This is a genomic window from Stenotrophomonas sp. GL_101, assembly GCF_057835675.1.
The window spans coordinates 2,399,882-2,416,076 of record NZ_CM174432.1 but is presented as its reverse complement, the minus strand read 5'-3'; the positions used below and the strand labels follow the sequence as shown (position 1 = coordinate 2,416,076).

General features: G+C 65.8%; 13 protein-coding genes. 1 reads left to right on the top strand and 12 read right to left on the bottom strand.

Annotated features, from left to right (window positions below):
- Positions 1 to 17 precede the first annotated feature (17 nt).
- From AC3IR9_RS10635 to AC3IR9_RS10625, 3 genes are all read right to left on the bottom strand, one after another.
- The gene (locus tag AC3IR9_RS10635; protein WP_489290623.1) at positions 18 to 1,616 is read right to left on the bottom strand and encodes a DHA2 family efflux MFS transporter permease subunit; all 1,599 of its coding nucleotides are present in this window, start codon (positions 1,614 to 1,616) and stop codon (positions 18 to 20) included.
- Positions 1,613 to 2,689 carry an HlyD family secretion protein gene (locus tag AC3IR9_RS10630; protein WP_489290621.1) on the bottom strand — a complete coding sequence of 359 codons (1,077 nt, stop codon included), beginning with the start codon at positions 2,687 to 2,689 and terminating at the stop codon, positions 1,613 to 1,615. Before AC3IR9_RS10630 ends, AC3IR9_RS10635 begins: the two co-directional genes overlap by 4 nt.
- Positions 2,690 to 2,790: 101 nt before the next feature.
- Complete coding sequence (locus tag AC3IR9_RS10625; protein WP_489290619.1) at positions 2,791 to 4,221, bottom strand: efflux transporter outer membrane subunit; 1,431 nt, start codon at positions 4,219 to 4,221, stop codon at positions 2,791 to 2,793.
- A 133-nt stretch (positions 4,222 to 4,354) separates the two neighbouring features.
- On the opposite strand from AC3IR9_RS10625, the gene AC3IR9_RS10620 reads away from it, so the two are divergent.
- On the top strand, positions 4,355 to 5,131 hold the full coding sequence (locus AC3IR9_RS10620; protein WP_489290618.1) for an AraC family transcriptional regulator: 777 nt from the start codon (positions 4,355 to 4,357) through the stop codon (positions 5,129 to 5,131).
- Between the two features lie 48 nt (positions 5,132 to 5,179).
- Here AC3IR9_RS10620 and AC3IR9_RS10615 read toward each other — a convergent pair whose 3' ends face one another.
- The 9 genes from AC3IR9_RS10615 to AC3IR9_RS10575 all read right to left on the bottom strand — a co-directional run bounded on the left by AC3IR9_RS10615 (position 5,180) and on the right by AC3IR9_RS10575 (position 16,083).
- Positions 5,180 to 6,250, bottom strand: coding sequence for a sialidase family protein (locus tag AC3IR9_RS10615; RefSeq protein WP_489290616.1), 1,071 nt, complete (start codon positions 6,248 to 6,250; stop codon positions 5,180 to 5,182).
- 5 nt (positions 6,251 to 6,255) lie between these two features.
- Entirely contained in the window at positions 6,256 to 7,815 is a 1,560-nt protein-coding gene (locus AC3IR9_RS10610; protein ID WP_489290614.1) for a sodium/sugar symporter, read from the bottom strand.
- Entirely contained in the window at positions 7,812 to 8,744 is a 933-nt protein-coding gene (locus AC3IR9_RS10605; RefSeq protein ID WP_489290612.1) for an SMP-30/gluconolactonase/LRE family protein, read from the bottom strand. Before AC3IR9_RS10605 ends, AC3IR9_RS10610 begins: the two co-directional genes overlap by 4 nt.
- Entirely contained in the window at positions 8,741 to 9,502 is a 762-nt protein-coding gene (locus AC3IR9_RS10600; RefSeq protein WP_489290611.1) for an SDR family NAD(P)-dependent oxidoreductase, read from the bottom strand. Before AC3IR9_RS10600 ends, AC3IR9_RS10605 begins: the two co-directional genes overlap by 4 nt.
- Positions 9,503 to 9,510: 8 nt before the next feature.
- A complete protein-coding gene (gene dgoD / locus AC3IR9_RS10595; protein WP_489290609.1) occupies positions 9,511 to 10,659 on the bottom strand; it encodes a galactonate dehydratase in 1,149 nt (382 codons plus the stop codon).
- Entirely contained in the window at positions 10,656 to 11,291 is a 636-nt protein-coding gene (locus tag AC3IR9_RS10590; RefSeq protein ID WP_489290607.1) for a 2-dehydro-3-deoxy-6-phosphogalactonate aldolase, read from the bottom strand. Before AC3IR9_RS10590 ends, dgoD begins: the two co-directional genes overlap by 4 nt.
- 10 nt (positions 11,292 to 11,301) lie before the next feature.
- The gene (locus AC3IR9_RS10585; protein ID WP_489290605.1) at positions 11,302 to 12,018 is read right to left on the bottom strand and encodes a FadR/GntR family transcriptional regulator; all 717 of its coding nucleotides are present in this window, start codon (positions 12,016 to 12,018) and stop codon (positions 11,302 to 11,304) included.
- 99 nt (positions 12,019 to 12,117) lie between these two features.
- Positions 12,118 to 14,859: a TonB-dependent receptor gene (locus tag AC3IR9_RS10580; protein WP_489290603.1), complete on the bottom strand. Its 2,742-nt coding sequence runs from the start codon at positions 14,857 to 14,859 to the stop codon at positions 12,118 to 12,120.
- A gap of 75 nt (positions 14,860 to 14,934) precedes the next feature.
- A complete protein-coding gene (locus AC3IR9_RS10575) occupies positions 14,935 to 16,083 on the bottom strand; it encodes a cellulase family glycosylhydrolase (RefSeq protein WP_489290602.1) in 1,149 nt (382 codons plus the stop codon).
- Positions 16,084 to 16,195: the final 112 nt, after the last annotated feature.

The window sequence follows — 16,195 nt, the reverse complement described above, 5'->3', positions numbered from 1 at the left end:
GACCGCCCGAAGCAGATCTACTGCTTCGGGCTGGACGAAGGCCTCCTTTTGCCACGGAGCATCAGGCTGCCGGCTGCGCAGGCGAGCATGGCGACACCGGCGACCAGGAACGCATCGCTGTAGGCAAGCAACAGGGCCTCTCGATGGATGATCTTGTCCAGGATCGAGAATGCCTGCTGCCGTTGCAGTGCGTACCCGCTGCTGTACAGGGCCGATGCACCATCCACGGGGAACTTCACCAGCTCCCGGACCAGCACGATGACCCGCTCCTGGGTTGCCGGTGAGAACGGCGTAACCGATTCCCCGATATGCAGCGCATGCAGCCGTTCCCGGGTCACGATGAATTGGCTGGCGACCGCGATGCCAATGGCACCACCGACATTGCGCACCATGGAGAAGACACCGGCCGCAGAGCCAAGTTCAGCGCGCTCCAGGCCTTCCACGGCCATGACACTGAGCGCCACGACGATCAGCGATTGGCCGATGCCCCGCACGATCAGCGAGGGCACGATGATGTTGCTTGCCGCATTGGCATCCAGATGGATGTTCATGAGGCAGCCCACCGCCATGATGATGAAGCCAAGAACGATGGCGGTTCGCACGCTGGTGCGTTTCATCAGGGGCGGCGTAGCGAAGGACATGATGAACTGCACAATGCCGTAGGGGATCATGGTCAGCCCGATCTGGCGCGCGTTGTAGCCGTGCACGTCGGAGAAGTAATTGGGAATGAGGAACACCACCCCGAACACCACCGCGCCGAAGGTGAACTGCATCAGGCTGGCCAACCCGAAGTTGTAGCGGGACAGCAGCCGCAGGTTGAGGAAAGGTTCCCTGCGGCGAAGCTCGATCACCACGAACGCCACCAGGCCCACGGCGGCAACGAGCGCGGCCTCGATGATGAAGGCCGATGAGAACCAGTCCTTGCGTCCGCCTTCCTCCAGCATGATCTGCAGGGCGGACAGGCCCAATGCCATGGCGATGATCCCGCCCCAGTCGCCGGTCCTGAACTTCTCCAGGGCCATGGGCTGCGGCCGGATGGACCAGCCGATCGCAGCCAGAAGCAGCAGTCCTGGCGGCACCTGCAGATAGAAGATCGAGCGCCACGAATAGACATCGGTCAACCAGCCCCCAAGCGAGGGCCCCGCGGCCTGGGCAACGTTGTTTGCAATGGCGAACAATGCCATGCCGAAAGGGTGCTTCGACGACGGCAGCTCGGTCACGATGAGCTGGAACGAAAGCGGAATCAGGACCGCGCCAAAGGCACCCTGCAGCGTACGCGCCAGGATCATGGCGTTGATGTTGGGCGCAATCGAACAGGCCATCGAGAAGATCACGAAACCCGCGGCGCCCACCATCAGCACACGACGGACGGTGAACACCGACGCCAACCACGCCGCCAGCGGAATCACGATGATCTCCGCGACGAGATAGGCCGTCGTGATCCACGAGCCTTCCTCGAAGGTCGCACCCAGCGATCCACGCACATCCGGCAGGGATGCATTGGTGACATGGACATTCATGCCCGCCATGAAACAACCCACCACGCCGCCGATCACTGCCACCCATGAGCGCAGGGAGACCCTCTCTTCGGAGGGAACAGCCGTGGCAGCGGTCATGGGCGGGGTTCGGCGCGGGTATTGATCGCAGCCACCACCGACATTCCCGGGCGGAGGTAGGAACGCCCGGGCTGACCGCTATCCACCGCGATGCGTACCGGAATGCGCTGGACGATCTTGGTGAAATTGCCGGTGGCGTTGTCCGGCGGCAACAGCGCAAACTGCGCGCCCGATGCTGGCGCGAAGCTCACGACATGGCCTTTCAGCGCCCGGCCTCCCAGTGCGTCGACCTCCACCTCGACCGGCTGACCTGGTGCCACGCCTTCCAGTTGCACCTCCTTGTAGTTGGCGACGACATAGATCTCGTCGGGCACGATGGCCATCAAGGGACTGCCGGTGCCGACGTACTCGCCAACCCGCGCGGCGCGTTGGCCGACGGTGCCTGCCATCGGCGCCCGGATCACGGTGTGTTCAAGCTCCAGTTCGGCCAGCGCCAGGCTTGCTTCGGCCTCGATCAACATTCCTTGTGCCTCATCCAGCGCAGCCGTGAACCGCTGGCGCTCGGTCGCCAGCACCGTCGAGTAGGCCCTGCTCGAGGCCGCCATTGCGCGCGCCGCCTCCACGGCCGCCGCGGTACGCGTCGCACTGGCATCTGCTGCTTCCAGATGCCTTGCATCGGAGGCCTGCTGGCGCTCAAGCAACTGTTCGCGTCGATAGTCCAGGGTCGCCTGTCGATGATCGGCCTGGCGCGCCTGCAGCTCTGCGGCGGCCGCGGCGATCACGCTGCGTTGACGCTCGCGTTGCGCGTCGAGATTGGCAATGGCCGCGTATTGTGCGGCGACCTTGGCCTTCGCCACCGCGACCGCACCTCCTGCCTTCGCCACGCGCGTGCGGTAGTTCCGATCATCGAGCGTCGCCAGGACATCACCGGTGGAGACGCGCTGGTTGTCGTGCGCCTCGACGTTGGCGAGATAGCCGGCAACGCGTGGGCTGACGGTGGCGATGTCAGCGCGGATGTAGGCATTGTCGGTACTCACCACGAAGCGGCCGGCCGTCCACCATCGAATGCCGGCGCCACCGGCGGCCAGCAGCGACAGCACGATCACAGCCATCGCCACAGGTCGGCGGGTCATGCGGAGGAACGGACCGGGCATGCCGGTCTGTGCGCGTGGGGAGGGAGTTGTATCGGTCATGTCGTCTATCAGAGGAGAGGGGAGTGGAGGGAGGGACGTAATCAGCGAGCGCTATCGACGGCGCGGGTGATGGCAGGGATGTGCACCACCGGCGCCCGTTCCCAGCCGCCGCCGAGGGAACGGAACAGCGCCACCTGGTCGGAGGCAACGTCGGCATCGGCGGAGGCGAGCGTCGCTTCGGCCTCGACATCGCGGCGCTGTGCATCCAGCACATCCAGTTCGCTCGCCGCGCCGGCGCTTCGGCCCAACCCGGCCAACCGCGCGGCCTCACGGCTCTGCCCGGCCGCTGTCGCCAGGGCATCGCGCTGGCGCACGGACGCCGCATAGGTCGCGAGCGCCTGTTTCACTTCCTTCAGTGCGGTCAGGATCGACGCGTCGAAGTGCGCAAGGGCGGCGACTTCCTGCGCCTCCGCCATCTTTATCCGCGCGCGCGCAGCGCTGAAGTTGGGGAAGCTCCACGAAAGCACCGGCCCAATGCCCCATGCAATCGAGCCGTGGTGGCGCATCTGGTCCACGGCCGGCGCGGAACTGGCGACGGCGCCGACGATGGACACCGTTGGATACAGGCTGGCCGTGGCTACGCCGATCCGCGCGGTGCTGGCTTCAAGCCGGCGCTCCGCCGCGCGGATATCCGGCCGGCGCTGGAGCAGGGCCGTCACGTCACCGACCGGGATCGGCGCCTTCAGTTGCGGCACGCCAACGCAGCCCGCTGCAGCGGGCGACAGGTCATCGGGCAGGTGCCCGGTAAGCACGGCCAGCTGGTACAACGCATTCTCCCGCCCTGCGTCGATGACGGGGATCGCCGCACGTGCCTGCTCCACCCGCGCCGCGGATCGAGCGACCTCCAATGACCCCGCAGCGCCCGCGTCACGCCGTGCGGTCCTCAGTTGCAGGTCGCGGGTGACCACCGCAAGCGACCGTCTAGCCACTGTGCCGCGGAATGCGTAGCCACAGCTTTCCAGGTAGGCGCGCGTGGTTTCGGCGGCTACCACCACGCGCACACTGTCTTCGGCGGCGTGGACCGACGCGGCGTCGGCGCGGGCGGCCTGGAGCGTGCGGCCGATCCGGCCAAACAGGTCGAGCCCCCAGCCGGTCGAGAAGCCTGCGCCATAGCGCTGGCCGGTACGGACCTCGGTTTGATCCAATGCCGCCGCGATCTGGTCGCTGACCGTGCTGCCATACCCGATGTCGCTGGACACCGTAGTGACCGGCAGGCGACTGGCCTGGCGTTCGCGGAGGGCCGCGCGGGCCTCGGCCAGATTGGCCGAGGCCACCTGCAGGTCGCGGTTGTTCTGCAGGGCCTCGTTGACCAGCGCATCGAGCGTTGGATCCTCGTAGAGGCTCCACCATTGCGGCACGGTGGGCGTGCCCACGCTCGCGCTGGCCGGCGGGTCGAGCGATGGCGGCGCGCCGAGGGTGGAGCGTGGGGATCGGCCTGGACCGACGGCACACCCGCAAAGCGCGGTGGACATCAGTAGACACAACAAGAGCGGTCGGGAAGCAGTCATTGACGGGGTAGGTGTGGGTGGCGCGCGGCCCTGGGGCCACATAAGACCACCCTCCGGCCTGTCCTTCTCCCGGGTACAGGACTACTATCGTCTAGATATGGACAGAGCGCGCACCGTCAACGATTGCCACGCCACCGACCGCCCGGTTGCGGCCCTGGCCACCCGCCATGCCCATGGCGAACACATCCGCCCCCACTGCCACGCACGGGCGCAGTTGATCCATGCGCTTTCGGGGGTGTTGACGGTCATCAGCGCGGGGGGAAGCTGGGTGGTACCGGCCGGCAGGGCGGTGTGGATGCCCGACGATGTCGTGCACCGGATCCGCATCGCCGGCGATGTCGCCATGCGGACCCTCTACATTGCGCCGCAGGTACGGCCGAACCTTCCCACCCGGTGCGAGGTCATCGAGGTGTCCGCGCTGCTGCGTGAGGCCATCGTGGCCGCCACCGGGATACGCCTGGACTACGGCGACGGGGGCCGCGACCATCGCGTCATGGAGTTGATCCTGGACGAGATCGAAGTGGCTCCCCGGCTTCGACTTCACGTTCCGCTGCCGCGTCACGCCACCCTGTTGCGTCTTTGCGAGCGAATGATCGCCGAACCGGCCGAACCGGTAACGCTGGAGGGATTGGCCCGCGAAATGAACGTAAGCGGGCGAACAGTCGCAAGACGGTTCCATCAAGAGGTCGGGATGAGCTTTGGAGACTGGCGGCGGCAGATGTGCCTGCTGCTCAGCCTGCCGCGGCTTGCCTCCGGGGCGTCCATCCTGGAGGTTTCGCTGGAGCATGGCTATCACAGCCCCAGCGCATTCTCGGCAATGTTCCGCCGCGCCCTGGGCGTGTCGCCGACAGAATACCTGGTCTCAACAGCGTGAACTGCCTGGTTCGCATGCTGATGCCATGCGGTCGGGAGGTCGAGCAGTTCAACGACGATCTGCAGACGTGTACGTTCCAAACCGGATCTGCACGCTGCCGTTCACCACATTGATCACGCCGATGTCCCGCGGCCCGAATTCGACCACGGCCGGCCACGAGTGCTGGAAACCCAGCGGCCACGCCGGAGGACTCACTTTCTGCCAGTGGGCCCCGCCGTCCTCGCTCGCGCTGACCTCATTGGCACACGAGGTGACGAACATCGTGCCGCTTGCAGCCGTCATGACGTGGGGACCGCAGCGATGCTCGGCCAATGGCGTACCCAGACCGTCCGGCCAGCTGCGGCCGTCCGCCGAGGTTTTGTAGGACACCGGACATTGCGGGTCATCGCCGCAGGTCTCAAGCACCATCAGGTAGCCGCCGCCCAGGCGAGGGGCCATGACCGGCATGCCGGGCCGGAGCTTCCCGCCACCGGGTTGCCGGGCGATGGTGGCTGCCGGCCCCCAGGTCCTGCCACCGTCGTTGGACAGCCGCTGCGACACCACCTGGTTGTAGGAAGGGCGCTCGTCCGCGCGGGTTTCGTCGGCGTACACCACCGACAGCGCGCCATCCTCCAGCAGGGTCAGCACCGGTTCCCATATCCCGCGGTCTTCCCGGCCTGCCGGGGCCTCATTGGCGGCGATGGTACTCAGCAATGCCCACCGGGTGCCCTGATCATCACTGGCGTACACCTGCAGGCGATAGGAGACCTTGTCGATCAGCGAGCGCATCGCCAGCAGTACCCGCCCATCGGGCAGCACCAGGAGTTCGCCGTTGTCGAGCTTGCGGGTGGGCTCTTCCACGCGCGACAGCGGCTTCCAGGTGCGGGCGTTGTCGGTGCTGACAGAGAGCTGCAGCAGGGTGGACTGTCCCCCGGGATAGCGCGTGGTCACCGCCAGCCAGCGACCGTCCGGCAGCTTGGCCAGGCGTCCCCAGCCTGCGTTCCCGGCATCGACGGTTGCGGTACCGGCCCATGTCACCTCGGTGGCGATGGCCGGCACCGCAGCCGCGATCAGCCCGACCAGTGACATTGTGCGCAGCAGCCGATGGCGGACAGGGGCATGGGTAAGCGTCAGGCGCATGGCAATCACCAGTAGGTTGCGTACAGGGCCACCAGGATCGCCAGCACCGCCAACGAGGCGATGTTGAACGACGGCGCGGTGGCGTAGGCGACATCGTCGGTGCGGATGCGGTCGCGGTCGCCACTGGCGTGGGTGGCCAAGGCAACGCCCACCCCAAGCAGCACGGTCGCCAGGAACACCACACCCATGCGGTCCAGGAACGGCAGTGAGGGCCACAACAGCTTGAAGGCCAGCGAGAGCACGAACGAACCCACGGCCGCGGCCAGCGCGCCCGCTTCGTTGGCACGTTTCCAGAACAGGCCCAGCAGGAAGATGACCACGATGCCCGGGGTGAAGAAGCCGGTGAATTCCTGGATGTACTGGAAACCCTGGTCGAACCCGCCCAGCAGGGGGCGAGCGGTCAGCACGGCCACGACGATCGCGACCGAGGCGGCGATCCGGCCCACCCCGACCAGCTTCGCCTGGGATGCCTCCGGTGCGCGCTTGGCATAGAAATCCAAGGTGAAAATGGTGGCCACCGAGTTGATCTTCGAGGCGAGCGACGCCACGATCGCGGCCACCAGGGCAGCGAACACCAGGCCAAGGATGCCGCTGGGAAGCAGGGCCAGCATGGTTGGATACGCTGCGTCTGGGCGCTCCAGATCAGGCGCAAGCATGACCGCGGCGATGCCGGGAAGTACCACGATGGCCGGGATGAGCAGCTTTAGGAAGGCGGCGAAGACGACGCCTTTCTGGGCCTCTCGCAGGTTCTTGGCGGCCAGCGCCCGCTGGATGATGTATTGGTTGAATCCCCAGTAGCTCAGGTTGGCGATCCACATGCCTCCCAGCAGCACCGACAAGCCCGGCAGGTCCTTGTAGAACGGGTTGTCCTTGCTGAGGATCATTTCGAATCGCTCGGGGTGCTGCTGCCAGAGCTGCATGAAGCCGTCGCTGACGCTGCCATTGCCGATCTGGCCCAGGGTGATGAAGGTCACCAGCAGGCCGCCCAGGACCAGCAGCGACACCTGCACGATATCGGTCAGCGCGACGGCCTTCAGGCCGCCATACAACTGGTAGGCCAACGCGAACGCGCCGAGCAGCACCAGCGCCACGTCCTGGTTGAGACCGGCGACGCCGGCGATGGCGATCGAGCCCAGCCACAGAATGGAAGTGAGGTTGACGAACACGTACAGCCCCAGCCAGAACACCGCCATCAGCGTGCGGATGCGGTTGCCGTAACGCTCCTGCAGGAACTGCGGCATGGTGGTGATGCCATTGCGCAGGAAAATCGGCAGGAACCACTTGCCGACGATCAGCAAGGTGATCGCGGCCATCCATTCATAGGATGCGATGGCCAGGCCAATGGCATAGCCCGAGCCGGACATGCCGATGATCTGTTCGGCCGAGATGTTGGCGGCGATGAGCGATGCACCGATCGCCCACCACGGCAAACTGCGACTGGCAAGGAAATAATCCTGCGCCGATTTCTGCTGGCCGGCCTTCTCGCGCGACACCCACTGCGCGAGGACGAATATGCCCGTCAGATAGACCAGTACGATGCTGATATCGAGGGTGGAAAGGCTCATGGAATCTCCGCGAACGTCCCGCGCTGTGCGCGGGGAGGCAAGGTGTCTGGGTGTCCGGCGAACCGGGGCTCGGGAAGCCCGGCGATGCCGACGTCGATGGCCAACAGATGCCCCGCGAGGGGATCGCGTGCACGCGCGGCCGCATCCAGGCCGTCGTGGGCGCTGGTAATGAACATCGTCTGGTGTCCGGCACCGCCGAATGCGGGGCGGGTGGGTTGGCCGACCGGAAGCGGAATGGACTGGTCCTGTCGGCCATCGGGGCGATAGCGGACCACCCGGGCATCCCCCCAGCGGGCATTCCAGAGGCCGCCTTCGGTGTCGACCGCGCTGCCGTCGGGCTCGCCGACTTCGGCACGCAGATCTGCAAACCGCTGCACCGAACCGAGGGTGTCGCCGTAAGCGCATCGCCAGATCTGTTTCTGCAGCGAGTCGCAGAAGTACATCGTGTCGCCCGCTGGACTGAAGGCCACGCTATTGGCGATGGCCACCGACGGAAGCGGCAGCGCTTCCAGGCTCAGGTCTGCATTGAGCCGGTAGAACGGCGCAACGGGTTGCCGGGGGCCCTGCGCAGGCTCATGCAGCAGGCCGAACACGAACCGCCCCTGGCGATCGCAGGCCCCGTCATTGGCGCGGGTCTGCGCCACCGCATCCAGGCGGTGCACGTCGCGCAATTCGCTGCGCCCGGGGTGGAAGAAGGCCACGCGCGACGCCAGTGCCAGCAGCAGCCAGCCTTCCGCTTCGCAAAGGGCCAGGGCGGCAAGCCGTTCGGGCATCGGCCAACTGGCCACCGCTCCGTCCTCCGGCCGATACCGCCACAGCCGTGACTCGGCGATGTCGGTCCAATACACGACCTCGTCGCGGTCGCACCACAGCACGCCTTCCCCCAAGGTACAGCCCGCAGGTACCGCGACGGTCACCGGGCCGGTCACACCCATCCTCCATCGACGATGAAGTCCTGGCCGGTGCACATCTGGCTGTCGTCAGCGGCCAGGAACAGCGCCGCCCGTGCAAGGTCGTCCGCGCGCAGATACCCCGGCAGGCATTGCGAACGCCGCAGCTGCGCCTGGCCTTCTTCATCCAGCCACAGGCGCTGCTGCTTCTCGGTGATCACCCACCCGGGCACCAGCGCATTGATACGGATGCGATCCTGCCCCAGCTCGCGTGCCAGGCCGTTGACCAGGCCATGCACCGCCGATTTGGCCATGGCATACATCGGGTAGCCACTGTTCTTGATCATCCACCCGGTAGAACCCAGGCAGATGATCGAACCAGCGCCCAACGCCCGCATGTCCGGAACAACGGCCTGAATGGCGAAGTACTGGTGGCGAAGATTGACTGCGATGGCGCGCTCGAAGTCAGCCACGGCGGTGTCTGCCAGGGCGTGGCGCGCATCGTTGGCAGCGTTGTTGACCAGCACCGAAAACGGTCCGACCAGGCGGCGGGCATCGGCAATGGTGGATTGGAAGGCCGCGATATCGGTGATGTCGCAGTGCAGGTAGCGCGGTGCAGGCGCAACATCGTGCAAGCCGTCCAGCAGTGCCTGGGCACCGCTGTCGTCGATGTCCAGAAACACGACCTTCGCGCCCTGCCGGGCGAAATGCTCGACGAATGCGGCACCGATGCCGGTGGCTCCACCGGTGACCAGTACCGCCCGGCCATTCAAACTGGGATAACGTGTCATGGGCATCATCGCGCTCACCACTCGGCCACGCTGCCATCGGCATGGCGCCAGATGGGGTTGCGCCAACGGTGTCCTTCGGCGGCACGCTCGTCGACGTATTCCTGGTTGATTTCGATACCCAGCCCGGGGCCGTCGGGAATGCTGACGAAGCCCTCCTTGTAGTCGAAGGGCGAGCGGTCCACCAGGTAATCGAGCAGGTCGTTGCTGGCGTTGTAGTGGATGCCCAGGCTCTGCTCCTGGATGAAGGCGTTGTAGCAGACCGCATCCAGCTGCAGGTTGGCGGCCAAGGCGATCGGACCCAGCGGGCAGTGCAGGGCGATTGCGACGTCGTACGCTTCGGCCATGGCCGCGATCTTGCGGGTTTCGGTGATGCCACCGGCATGCGAGGGATCTGGCTGCAGGATGTCGACGCCGCCAGCCTGCAGCACGCGCTTGAAGTCGAAACGCGAATACAGGCGTTCACCCAGGGCGATCGGGGCAGGGGAGAGCGCGGCCAGTTCCGGAATGGCTTCGAGGTGCTCGGACAACACCGGTTCCTCGATGAACATCAACCCGAACGGGGCCAGCTCACGCATCAGCACCTTGGCCATCGGCTTGTGCACACGGCCATGGAAATCCACCGCCAGGCCCACGTCAGGGCCTACGGCATCGCGAACGGCCTGCACGTTTTCCAGTACCCGCGTGACCTTGTCGTGGGTGTCGACGAACTGCACTTCCTCGGTGGCGTTCATTTTCACCGCAGTGAAGCCGCGCGCCACCGCTTCGGTGGCCGCACGGGCGGTATCGGCCGGCCGGTCGCCGCCTATCCACGAGTACACGCGGATGCGGTCGCGCACCGGGCCACCCAGCAGCGCGTGGACGGGGACACCAAGCGCTTTTCCATGGATGTCCCACAGCGCCTGGTCCAGCCCTGCGAGCGCACTCATCAGGATCGGACCGCCCCGGTAGAAGCCCCCCCGGTAAAGTACGTTCCAGTGATCCTCGATGTGCCGTGGATCCTTGCCGATGAGGTAGTCGGACAGTTCCTCCACGGCAGCGGCCACGGTATGGGCGCGACCTTCCACGATCGGTTCTCCCCAGCCGCTGATGCCGGCGTCGGTATCGATGCGTACGAACAGCCAGCGCGGGGGCACCAGGTAGGGGGTGATGGCGGTGATCTTCATGCGTGGGAGTCCGTGTTTGTGCAGTTCCAGGCGTCAATGAAGGCGCGCGCACGGCGCGCCACTTCCGCTGCGGGCGTCCTGGGGGCGTAGAGGGCCGAGCCGATGCCGAAACCCGCCGCCCCCACAGCGCGGTAGGCGGCCATCCGTTCCGGGGTAATACCGCCCACCGGCAACAGCGGCGTCCCTGCGGGAAGCACGCTGGACCAGGCTTTCAGTACCGCCGGGGGAAGTTGTTCTGCAGGGAACAGCTTCAACGCGTCGGCGCCAGCGCGCAGCGCGGCAAACGCCTCGGTGGGCGTGGCAACCCCCGGCGTGCAGCGCATGCCTTTGGCGTGCGCGGCGGCAATGACCTCCACGTCCGCGTGTGGCATGACCACCAGGCGGCCGCCGACATCGGCAACCTCCTGTACCTGCGCGGTAGACAGCACGGTACCCGCGCCGATCAGGCAACGGTCGCCGAGCTGCTTCACCAGCAGCTCGATGCTGTGCAGCGGCTGCGGCGAGTTGAGTGGGACTTCCAGCAGGTGAAAGCCCGCGTCCGCCAGCGCTGCACCGATGGCGGGTGCTTCCTGCGGGGTGAGCCCGCGCAGGATGGCAACCAATGGGAGGGGTTGCATCCAGGCGGTGCTCATCGGGAGTCCTTTATCGAGGGCGTCGGCGCGGGGCGCGGATTCCCTTCAGGTTGGCGCGGGAATCGGCAATCATCTCCAGCATGGCCGCGCGCGCCGCCTCCGGCTGCTTCTGCCGGATGGCGTCGTACACGTCGAAGTGCCGCGGCAGCGAATACTTGAAGTCCTTGGCGGTCTGCGCCGACAGCAGGAAGAAGGTTCCCAGCGCCGCGTCGATGACCGAGAACAACGAGCCCAGCAGTTCGTTGTTGGTCGCTTCCAGCACACTCTCGTGGAACGACAGGTCGGCCTTGGCCCACGCGTCCTGGTCGGTGGCGTCGGCCATCGCCTGATAGGCTGCCTTGATCCGGGCCAACTGTGCGGGCGAACGGCGCTGGGCCGCCGCCGCCGCTGCCGCCGGTTCGATGACCTCGCGCATCTCCACCAGCTTGTCCACGAAGTCCTGGGTGGGCATCAACGCACAGCGCCAGGCCAGAATGTCGCTGTCCAGCTGCTTCCAGTGCCGTGGTTCGCGTACCCGCGAACCGGTCTTCTGCTTGGTTTCGATCAGCCCCTTGGAGCCGAGTACCTTCAGCCCCTCGCGCAACGCGGATCGGCTCACCGACAGGGTCTGCGCCAACAGCTCTTCCTTGGGCAGGTACTGGCCCGGCTTGATCTCGCCACTGACGATTCTCTGCCCGATCTCCTGGGTGACTTGGTCGTAAAGGTTGCGTACCTCGATCCGTTTCACAGGCGCCCTTTTGGCTTGGTGCTCCGCAGGCTGCGGTCACTCCTATTATCCGACAAAAGGGATGCGACGGGGTGCCGGGCAGGGACATGAGTTCGGTCATCACAGCTTGAACCGGAAGCCCATGCCCACGGTCTTGTCCTGATAGCGGATATCGCGCGGCCGCGAATCGCCACTTCCCCAGAACTGGTGCAGGTCGTTGCCCAGCAGGTTGGTGGCCGAGAACACCACGGTGGCGCGGGGGGTGAGGTCGTAGCTGATCGAGAAGTCCAGCGAGCTGGCCGGTTCCACCTGGTCCTCGGTCCCGGCTACGGTGGGCTGGGTGAAGAAGTCGATGTAGCGGCTGCGGTAGCCGTAGGCCAGACGTGCGGAGAGGCCGAAGTTCTCGTAGAACAGCACGGCGTTGTAGTTGTTCTTGGAGACGTTCTGCAGCGGGCGGGAGATGATCGGGCCGCCGATGAACTCCGGCGACTTGGTGTCGCCTTCGATGTAGGTGTAATTCAGCTGCGCGCCCAGGCCGCTCCACGCCCCTGGCAGAAAGTCGAAGGTCTGCTGGTAGGCCAGCTCGACACCCTGCAGGTGGCCACTGCCGGCACTCTGCGGCGAAGAAAGCTCGTAGTCCTCCCCGGCGATGGTCACATTGGTGATGTAGTTCTGGATGTAGCCGTCGATATCGCGGTAGAAAACCCCGGCGCTGGCGTAACCCACGGGCGAGAAATACCACTCCAGCGACATGTCGTAGTTGGTCGACTTGATCGGGCTCAGATCGGGGTTGCCACTGCTGGCCACGCCGGCTCGGTTGACCGTGCCCGGGTTCAGCGAAATCGACGGGTTCAGCGCGCCAAAATCCGGGTAGCTCAGGGTCTTGGCGGCAAGGATGCGCAGCTGCCACTGCTCATTGAAATGCAGGTTCAAGCTGGCGTTGGGCAGGGTGTTGGTGTCCTGCGTATTGCGGGAGATTGCGCTGTAGGTTCCGGTGCTGGCATCGAACGAGAACGCGTTCAGCTCGCGCTTGATCTTCTCCGCGCGCACGCCCACCAGGCCGTCCACGCGCAGGCCGAACAGCTCGATGTCGTACTTTGCCTGCAGGTAGCCGGCGGACTTGCGCTCCTGGATATCGAAGAAGCGACCGGGATTCTCCGCCGCCAGCCCATCCGGCAGACCGTAGTAGCCGCGCAGTGCATCCGCATTGCCGATCAGGTAGTCGTAGCAGGGGGTGAGGAAGGACTGGCTCAATGCCGAGTTGCCGCGCTTGCTGCAGAAGAAGCTGTTGGCGGGGAACAGCCCGGCCACCTGGTTGGCGGGGTTCGGCGAGGCGGTGATGTTGCCGGTGCCGGCACCACCCGGGGGCGCGGTGCTGATCTCCACGCTGCCCTTGGCGCTGGCGTTGCGGTCGGCATAGCGCAGGCCGAACTGCAGCGACGCGATGGGCCCATCGAGGAACTCGAACTTGCCATCGCCACGCCAGCTGTTCTCCTCACCGCGGGACTCGCCCCAGGTCTGGAACAGGCCGTTGAGGTAGAAACGCGACGGGTCCATGGCCGGGTCGCCCGCCAGGTGCCAGTTCTGGTGCTTGCCCGAGGTGCCGTCCCAGATCGTGGTGATCGGCCCGCCCAGGAAGGTGTCGATGATGAAGTTCTCATCGCGGTAGTACCCCGAGGTGCGGGCGACCTCGGTGGACAACTGCAGCTGGTCGCCGCGCCACTTGAAGCCCAGCGCGTTCTGGATGTCCTGGCCGCGCTGTTTGTGCGCCTGGGTGCTGCTGGCCGCATAGGTATCGCCAGTCCACGAACCGCTGCTGGCGTCGCAGATGGTCTGCCCGGACAGTGGGCCGCCCAGCTGGTTGGCATAGCAGTTGTTGCCTACCTGCAGGCCGGTGGGCGGCACCGCGCCCACCGGGAAGCTGAAGAGAAACGCCTGGTCGTAGTCATCGCGGACGTAGTCGTACAGGCCTTCGAGGTAAACCTCGGTGTTTTCGCTCGGCTTCCACTGCAGGGCGTAGTTGAAGGCACTGCGCTTGCGGTCACCGTGGTTGTAGTTGGTACCCCAGCCGTTCGGCGCGGCAATGAGGTTGCCGGCATCGGTGCGCATCGGCGTACCGTCGGGATTCTCAAGTACTTTCGGGAAGTCGCCCCACACCGCATCGTAGGCATAGCGCTTGCCGATGTAGCCAACGTTGAGCATGGCACCGATCTCACCGGCGTCGGTATCCCAGCGGTTGCTGAGCAGCAGGCTGGCCGACGGATCGACATCGCCGCCGTACTTGCTATGGGTTCCGGTGACGGTGCCGGCAATTTCGGCCCCGTCGAAGTCCAACGGGCGGCGCAGCTGGATGTCCACCAGGCCGGCGATGCCGCCCAGCGGCAGGCTGGCCTCGCTGCTCTTGTACACGTTCAGGCTCTTGATGGCGGTAGCCGGCAGGTTCTGGAATGCATAGCCCCGGCCCGAGCTGCTGAAGATCTCGCGACCATTGAGCGTGCTGATCACATTCGGCAATCCCCGGATCACCACGCCGGTGGTTTCGCCCTGGCTGCCCTGTGCGATCTGCACGCCGGTGACGCGCTGCAGCGCGTCGGCCACGCTGTTGTCGGGCAACTTGCCGATGTCCTCGGCGACGATCGAGTCGACCACCATCGCCGCTTCCTGTTTGATCGTCTGTGCGGTCTGCAGGCTCTGGCGAAGCGCGGTCACGGTGACCGTATCCAGGTCGACGGCCGTCGGCTGGCCGGTCGGTTGCTCGGCCGCGTTCGCCGTACCCGCTTGCTGGGCCTGCGCCAGGGCGGGCAGGGCAAGGGCGGACAGGATGGCCAGGGAAAGCAGGGTGCGTGAGGAACGACGGGTCATTGCGGTATCTCCGGATTCCGGAAAGCAGGCGCGGGTGGGTGTTCGGCCATCGGGCGATGGCCAGACTGATTGATTTCAGAAGGCGGGAACGGACGTGCGCGGGGTTTTTGCCAGCGTGCGGAACAGCTCCGCTTCCCGCGCCCGGTAGGGCGTGCCATCGGCGTTGAGCAGGTCGTGGAACCAGACGGTCGGCGCCTCCATCGTGTACGGGCGCTGCCAGCTGTCCCACGGGAAACGGGTCTGGATGGCACCATCCACGAAGCCCCAGTTGATCATTCCAATGTTCTCGCGACGCGCGATCGGCAGGATGGTGTCCACGTTGGAGCCCGCGCCACGTGCCAGCCACTCCGTGCAGATGAGCGGACGGCCGTACTTGCGTAGCTGTGCGATGCGGGAAACGAACGCCTCAGGCTGTTCGTAGTTGTGGAAGGTGATGACATCGGACTGCTCCAGCTGGGTGCGCTGTATGGAGGAGAGCGATGCCGCGCCGGGCGACCAGTCGTCACCGATCCATACACCGCTGGTGAGCGGCTGCATCGGCTTCCTGGCACGGGCCCACTCGAAGATCTTCGGCAGCAGCTCGGCAATGCGTTCCTGCTCACCTTTCAACTGCTTGTCCATGTAGTTGCCGCCGCCGGGGTTGTCCGGCTCGTTCCACAGGTCCCACGCCAGCACGCGCTTGTCATGGGCGAAGGCGCCAACGACGCCTTCGACGTAGTCACGGAAGTGCGCATCGTTGGCGGGGTCGACCAGCATGTGGCGGCTGGGGCTCTGTACCCAGCCGGAATTGTGCACGCCGGGAATCGGCCGGCGCTGCGGGCCAAGCACCGGATCGGGGTCCCAACAGCTGTCGAACAGCACCAGCATCGGCCGGATGCCGTTCTTCTCGGCAATGCCCAGGAACGTATCCAGGCGCTTGAGGAAGCCCCGCCGATCCTGCTTCCAAAGCAGGTCGTGCAGGTACACGCGCATGGTGTTCATGCCGAACTGTTCGTGCGCCCAGCGCAGTTCCCGGTCGATGACCTCCGGGTCGAAGGTTTCAGCCTGGAACATCTCCAGCTGGTTGATGGCATTGGAGGGGGTGTAGTTCGCGCCCACCAGCCATTCCTGCTTCGCATACCACGACTCGGCTTCGGCTGGTGTCCAGCGCGCACCTTCGTTGGCATGCGCCAGCGGCGCCACGGCGAGCAATGTCGCCAGCAGGGGGGAAAGCCACTTTCGCATGAGATGCATCTCCTTGGGTCATGAGCTGCCCGTCCTGGCCGAAGCCGGGAGGCGGGTGGTACGTGGAAGGTAGCGGTGCCGGCGCGGTGGCCGACGGGTGCGCGATACGCGT